Source organism: Nostoc sp. FACHB-888 (assembly GCF_014696655.1).
Classification (GTDB): domain Bacteria; phylum Cyanobacteriota; class Cyanobacteriia; order Cyanobacteriales; family Nostocaceae; genus Nostoc.
The window spans coordinates 1-7,323 of the sequence record NZ_JACJQM010000200.1 but is presented as its reverse complement, the minus strand read 5'-3'; the positions used below and the strand labels follow the sequence as shown (position 1 = coordinate 7,323).

At 39.5% G+C, this 7,323-nt stretch carries 6 protein-coding genes; 4 read left to right on the top strand and 2 right to left on the bottom strand.

The features are described from left to right. The 4 genes from H6G26_RS42205 to H6G26_RS36455 all read left to right on the top strand — a co-directional run. The coding region (locus H6G26_RS42205; RefSeq protein WP_206757585.1) for a hypothetical protein at nucleotides 1-182 on the top strand (182 nt) is incomplete at its 5' end. Nucleotides 183-751: 569 nt separating this feature from the next. Further along, complete coding sequence (locus H6G26_RS36465) at nucleotides 752-3,013, top strand: hypothetical protein (RefSeq protein WP_190736311.1); 2,262 nt, start codon at nucleotides 752-754, stop codon at nucleotides 3,011-3,013. Nucleotides 3,014-3,411: 398 nt separating this feature from the next. Further along, nucleotides 3,412-3,792 carry a hypothetical protein gene (locus tag H6G26_RS36460; RefSeq protein WP_190736309.1) on the top strand — a complete coding sequence of 127 codons (381 nt, stop codon included), beginning with the start codon at nucleotides 3,412-3,414 and terminating at the stop codon, nucleotides 3,790-3,792. A 407-nt stretch (nucleotides 3,793-4,199) separates the two neighbouring features. Continuing rightward, nucleotides 4,200-4,763 carry a phosphotransferase gene (locus tag H6G26_RS36455; protein WP_190736307.1) on the top strand — a complete coding sequence of 188 codons (564 nt, stop codon included), beginning with the start codon at nucleotides 4,200-4,202 and terminating at the stop codon, nucleotides 4,761-4,763. A gap of 434 nt (nucleotides 4,764-5,197) precedes the next feature. Here the strand turns inward: H6G26_RS36455 and H6G26_RS43340 are convergent, their stop codons facing one another. After that, entirely contained in the window at nucleotides 5,198-5,524 is a 327-nt protein-coding gene (locus H6G26_RS43340) for a hypothetical protein (protein WP_242054194.1), read from the bottom strand. 152 nt (nucleotides 5,525-5,676) lie between these two features. Continuing rightward, entirely contained in the window at nucleotides 5,677-6,831 is a 1,155-nt protein-coding gene (locus H6G26_RS36445; RefSeq protein ID WP_190736305.1) for a WG repeat-containing protein, read from the bottom strand. Between the last annotated feature and the right edge of the window lie 492 nt (nucleotides 6,832-7,323).

Genomic DNA, 7,323 nt, shown 5'->3' with positions numbered 1-7,323 from the left:
ATACTCAATTAACTCGTCTACTTCCCAATGTCGCTTCATTGTTTATTTGTAAAATGTATCCTGATTACACTACCACGGAGCGGCGCAAAAAGTTCCGCCTTAGATTGGAGTCGGAACTATGGAGCGATTTTTATGTGTCTTTCAAGCTTTTTTATTCACTAAAACCAAATCAAACTGGATAAAGTTCCAACTCCGCAATAAGATTCGGTACTTTCTTCATTACTTTGCCCCTGGTGACACTTTCCGTAACACTACCCCTTTTTGCAGGAGTGCTGGAATGATGATCCGGCTTTGCAAATTGTGATCAAGAAATTGTTGGCGAAGTTTCCGCAGTGGGGAATTGCGATTGTGGATGGGGTGTTGGTGAAGTGGGAGGAGTAGCGAGTGCTATCGATTAGTCGCATATTTTAGCAATCGTTCCCAATCCCAACGTCAAGCTGTCTCTACCGTTATTTCTTTGCCGTTGGTGAACTTGATGAATTCTGCACCATTGTCATAAAACACATCTGCAACGAGTTGGTTACGGACATCGTACCCCCACATAGATGCTGCGCCATTCCACTATCTTTGCCCCGGCGATTTCAATACAGGTAATACCATTTCACTAAATGAATGATACAAATAATTTCTCCTCTGCACCCTAGCCCCTCTGCGGTTAGATAAATTAAGTCTTTTATGATTTTTACGTAATAACCGCAAAATAGCTTGTATAACAAAAAGAAGACTTGACTAAAACAGTACAATCTTTTGTATGCAAAAATCTTATTCCCAGGTTTTTATTGTAACCTTATCACTTTTAACTTTGTTAGATACTGTTAGTTTTATATTTTTATCGCCGATATTAGCCCAAACCACCACTTGTCAACAACAGCAGCAACAAGATACCCAAATTCAAATTAATATACTTGTGTCGGATTTGGAACAAGATATTCCTGCTGGTAAAAATGAACAAGCAATTTCGCGTATTAACCAAGCTATACAAATTGCTCTAAAAGCCCAAAATTCAACAGTAACAAGAACTTTTCTCACTCAGCTAGTCGATAGTTACTTACCCCAAGAGTCACTCTTAGGAAGATTAGCTCAACAAATTGAGCCTAGCCAAAAACCACAGCTACGCCAATTATTGACATCGTTAACAAGCTTAACCCAGAGTTTGAATAGTAGTTACAGTGTTGCAAAAACTCAAAGTTTAACTAGGATAGCTAATTATTTTCGGATAATTGGCGAACAACAGCAAGCTTTATCATTGTTGACACAAGCATTAACCACTAGTCAGTCTATTAAAGGTGCAGAATTTCAAACTAAAGCTTTAACTCCTATTGCTCAAGAATATTTAGCACTTAAACAAACAGTGCAAGCAGAACAAATTTTGGAGCAGTCGCTTCAGTTTGCCCAACAAATTCAACCTCAAGAACCAATCCGTCAAGTTTTGGTATTAGAAACTATTGCTGTTACTTACGCTCAATCAGGTAAAACTGAACGTGCTTTACAACTAGTTACTTCAATATCTGATCCTTACTATCGTTCTAGAATTAGATTTGAAGTTGTTAAGCAATTAACTCAGACAAACCAACTAGAAGCAGCCCAAAAATTAGCACAAAATATAGAAACACCAGAGTTTAAAGGTAGAAGCTTCGTAGAAATTGCTCTCGCTGATGGTAATAAAGGTCAACAGCAGCTAGCTGACCAAAATTTTGCCGCAGCCCTGCAAGCAACTGGTAATGATAGTAATGCAGTTTACCTTCAAGCACCGCTAATTCAGACATATGCTAAAGGTGGACAGAGAGATGCAGCTTATAAAGCAGCACAAAAATTACAAAATGTAGAACAAAAAGCCCTAACTTTGGGAATCATTGCAAACGAATATAGTAAAGCAGGGCAGTTACAAAAAGTTGAACAAATTATTACTGAACTTACTCCTTTAATTCAAACGCCAGAGGCTATAGATAATGTCGGTTTTTTGCAAAATATTTTGGCAAATTCGTTGGCTGAAAAACAATATAAACTTGCTTTTGACTTAATAAGTAAGACAAAACGAAATGATTTCATGGGTAGAGAAGATTGGCTGTTACGAATTGCCGATGCAGCAATTAAAGCCAGAAATATTGAATTACCCTTGCAGATTGCTCAAAAAATGGATAAAGCCGATATTGACCAGCGCAATCGCTTATTGCAAAAAGTCGCTGAAGGTTATGCCCAAAACAAACAACTAGAACGCGCTTTGTCTATAGTTCAGCAGATTCACAACTCTGGTAATTCAGTTTATAAAGTACAAACACTAGCCCTAGTTGCAACTGCATTTGGTAAAACTGCACAAACAGATAAACTGTTAAATCAAGCAACTGCTGAGGCAAGGAAATTAGCACCACAACAACGTGCTTTTGCTTTGGTGAGTGTTGCACAGGCATTTCTTAAAATTGGTAATCAACCGCAAGCCAAGAAATTGTTAGCCGAAGCAATACAGGCAGTTCAAACAGAGAAAGACTCTTCAGTGCGTGATAATCTTTTACAAAGAATGTCAGAGCCTTTTATTGCAGCTAAACAATATAATGCTGCTTTGCAGATTATACAAGCTATACCTACAACAACACGAGATTATAGGCTGCCAGAGTTAGCTAAATTAGTTATCGAAAATGGTAATGATGCTAGTGAGATTGTTAATATACTGTCTCAAAATACCAAAAATCCTGAAAATAAAACTAGAGGGTTAATAAGTATAGGGGAAACATATCTTCGCGCTCAAAAAATCCAGTCAGCAAAACAAGTTTCAGACTTAGCTTTTGCCGCAGCTAAAACTATCTCTAACCCAGAATCACGGGTTTTAAATTTTGGCAACCCACCAGATATTACAGTAGTAGATGATGATGGTGATAGAGCCAGTTCTTTAGAAAAAATTGCTTTATTAAAAGCAAAAATTAGTGATTATAATCAAGCTTTAGTTGTGGCTCAAGTTATTCAAGATAAAAAGATTCGGGAACAACTAGTGCAGCAACTTCTTTGTTATAGAAAATAGTTACACATAAATACGGTTCATTTAAGATACCTCGCCTGCGGCGACCACTTAAAAAGGGGATCAAGTCACCGTCAGCCTTTTTTGTCGCTGCTTGCGAAGAAGGTAGAAAGCCAAAGGCAGCACAGATCAAGCCCAAGTCGGATGCGAAAGCTTTGTTTAAGTAGGCAAGGCAACAGAGGATTGCAATTGCAATGTTGGGGGAATATGTATTATACGCGCCTTGGGTGAGGCAGTGGCGTTAGCCGAGATGATGTGGCGGTCCAATGCAGAGGTAGGGTTTATATAGGGTTTGCTGAAAAAGCAGGAGACTGTAAAGCAAGGTTATTCATTGGTTTTTAAAGTCAGGTTAAACTAACAAAAAAGCATTTGCAATTAAAAAACACTCGTTGAGGATCTGTGTGACTTATCTTGATGGGCTACTTTGGACACAACCAAGCTGGCTTGAGCAAGCCAGTAGTTGGATTGATTGTGAGTTACATCAAAAAGACATCAAACGCATTGATTCAATTAAGCAGCTTCGCGTTCGTCACTGGTCAACCGTTCTGCAAATACCCACAAGCATCGGTAATATTTATTTCAAAGCAGTTGTATCAGAGCTTGCTTATGAAGCCGCACTTAGCCAAGTGCTATCGCATCGGTATCCTCAATGTATGCCACAAGTTTTAGCGATTAATGGGGAGCTTGGTTGGCTACTTATGCTTGATGGAGGAATAATGCTTCAGGACACTCTGAAAATTGAAGATGACATTAAACATTGGCAGAATCTTTTACCCTGCTAGGGGTAAAAGTAGCGAGCCTGTCATGAACCACCACGCAACGCCTGAAAGCCTTGTTACGCAGGAGTTACAGAAATAAAATAGCTCTTTCACCCGAAATTATAAGAATTAGCTTGTTTTTGCAGTATCAATTGACCTTTAGGCTATTTGGTACTGCATTTAGTAACGTAGCCATACGGGTTTCAGGCTGCAAAAATCAGTGAGGTTTAAATGGTACAGCTTTTAGTGTGCATCCAATTGGTCAAAATCTCATTTTCGGGTAAAAGTTGAAAAATTTTGATGAAACTCTCTCTGGGTAGCGTTTCCAGGCGTTGCGTGGCGGCTCATAGCAGCTTCGCTACTTTCTCCCCTGCTATGCAAAATTGCAACAGGATTGTACCAAATATCTTAATGAGTTTCTGGAACTGGGTGTGCCTGATCGTCGTTTAGCAATCTTGCCTGTTAGGTTTCAACAACTGCTAATGGATACCGAAACGTTAGGGCTGAATCAGCCTGGTGGACTTAATTTACTCGAATATCAGTGCTTAGAGAATCAGGCTAACTTATTAGTTAAATTATGTGAAGAACTAGCGACCTTTGGTATACCAGAAACTTTGCATCATGGTGATTTACACGATGGGAACATCTTTATTTGCGATGAAAATTACTTGTTTTTTGACTGGGGTGATAGTAGCATCACTCATCCTTTTTTCAGCCTCCATAGTACTTACGATTGTTTGAAGAGGAGATTTAAATTAGCAAAAAATTCATCTTGGTTTGAGCAACTCAAAGCTTTCTACTTAGAACAATGGGCTGAATATGAGACTAAGGAAAGACTCCAACAAGCGTTTGAGCAAGCTCAACAATTGTCTCCTATTGTTGCAGCTTTGAGGTGGTTGCCAGTTTTATCCACAATGAATGCAATCCATCGAAACCAATATATGGAAGCAGTTCCAAATTTGTTAAGGGAGTTTCTAAGCATGATCTCAGTTTGATCAGGAGTAAGTAAGCTATTGTGAATCTACTTCCCATCTTCTGCTCATAGCTGGGCATCGATGAGGCGACGTGTTTCTCTCTCATCCAGGTCAATATCCCCTGCTTGTTGCGGTAAGCGAAGCCATGCCGTAGGCTTATCGCCTATCATAGAAAGAGATCGCGCTAATCAAGCGAGTTATACCTGCTAAAGCGATTGCTGGTTGACGGTGCTTGTCTACTCTTGTGCAGAAGATGTAAATCAAGATTCCCTTGCATTGATACCGCCAAGCGACCAATTATTCTCTGAAAACGGGGACGCATAATCTGCGACTCGCTCCCATCCCCACTTATAAGCAGTGTAAACTAGAATTTCTTTCCCATTGCGGAATTTAATAAATTCTTGCCCCTGGTCGTAAAATATATCTGCAACCAGTTGATTACGTTCGTCGTAACTCTACTTATCCACTGCTGCCCTCCACCAGCGTTTTCCTCTTGAGAGCAACTGTTCAAGTTCCAAATACTCCGGCTTCCAGTACTTGGTGCGCCATTGATTTGCCAGTGCCTCGATTAGTATCGCAGTCGGGTAGATCGGTTTTAGATTTTCTTCGAGCCAAAGCATATAAACAATTGCGCTCCTGAAAGCATCTTCTAAGCAATAACTGGATGCTTCTAGAGTTTCTTGGAGTTGCTCGTCATTGAAATTTACGCCGAGCGAGCGCAGGGCTGGAGCGTACAAATCAAATAATTCTTGTTCTACTGAATCGGCAGACCAGAACCACATAAGAAAAAGAAAACTCCTGCTGGGTAGCTAAATAAAATTTAGCATTTAGAGTGGGAAGTGTTGATGTGGGGACAAGTAGCGAGCGCTGCTCGTTTTCAAGCTAGACTCTGGCGCATGAATAATTAGAGGATGCGCCAAAGATGAGCTTCTTACTACCATTGGACTCTACACCAAGCTCCCTCACTGATCTTAGGAGCCAAACTAGAGTGTAGTTGAAGCGTCATTTTTCCAGTTTTGTCGATATAACCACATTTGTTACCAATGCTCACTAGTGCTAAAGAGCCGGAAAATTTAGCAGCATAATCGAACTGTGGTGAAACAAGTACTTTACCTGTTTTGTCGATGTAGCCCCATTTATTGCCGATGTTAACCGATGCTAATCCTTCAGAAAAATCTGTTGCACTAGTAAACTGGGGCTTGATGACAATTTTACCTGTTTTGTCAACATAGCCAGACTTCTGAGCAACACCAATCCATGCCATTCCTTCGGAGAAGTTAAAGGCATAATCGAATTGTGGTTTAATCACAAAGGAGCCTGTGGTGTCCATATAGCCTAGCTTACTATTAGAGCCAACTACAGCTAACCCTTGTGAAAATTTAGAAGCACCGTATAGTTGCTGCTGATCGAACCTAATGACAAACTTGCCTGTTTTATCGATATAACCATATCTACCACGCCCAGAACCTTTGATTTGCACCCATGCTCTTCCAGAAGAAAAAGCTTCAGCAACATCAAACTGTGGTTGAATGACAATATTACCTGTTTTATCGATGTAGCCAGACTTGCCAGCAATTTTTATTCGTGCTAATCCTTCATAAAAGTTGGCGGCATCTGCTCTTTGTGAGCTGAAATTAGTAAAGGCAGTTAACTTTGGCTGGAGAACACGCTTACCTGTTTTATCGATGTAGCTAGCTTGATTATCTATGCTAACCAGAGCCAGCCCTTCAGAAAAGTTAGCTGCGTAATCAAATTGTGGTGGAATAGCGAATTTACCCGTTTTATCAATATAACCCCACTTTTGATTCACCCAGACTCGTGCTAATCCTTGAGTAAAATCTGTAGCACCCTCAAACTGAGGAGGAATAGCGAATTTACCTGTTTTATCGATATAGCCCCATTTCTGATCAATTTGTATCCGTGCTAGACCTTCAGAAAAATTTGATGGGGAATAAAACTGAGGTATAGCAGGTATTTGAGCCTGATTATCGATAGAGTTGAGTTTGTGGTTAGCTTCTTTTAAGAATCCTTGAGATGGTAATAGACTTGTGAAAGTTAAACCAATAAGTAAAGAAAATAATTGTTTCATTTTTTTGAAGCTACTTTCAAAAAAGTAATAATTTTTCCTTTGTTTTTTGCAAAGGCTTAATCTATATGAATATTTAGATTAAGCCTTTGTGCCTCAATTTTTAAGTTACTCTCAAAATTATGTTCGCCAATGATTAGTTACAATCCAGTCCAAGCAAACAAGTAAGCTGAAGGTGAGCCAGAGCGGTCATCATTAGTTACCCTTTCTATTGAATAGGTGAATATGATAGCTACGAGGTCTTCCAAAAACTCAAGTGATTAAAGTCAGCTAAATTGCTTTATGCTTTTGGCATGGTAGAGTAAACCGACTTCTGTTGATGCAATACCTCAAACCATTGGCTCAATTTAGGATACTCTTGCTGCCAATTATTGCCAAATCTGAGGCTGTAGTAACCCAGGGCTATTTCATTCTAAAAAGCTGCTTGAGTGTGTCTAGTCCAAAAGAACATAAACGTTGAGCTTGTGCCATATTTTCAAACATATTACTGCGATA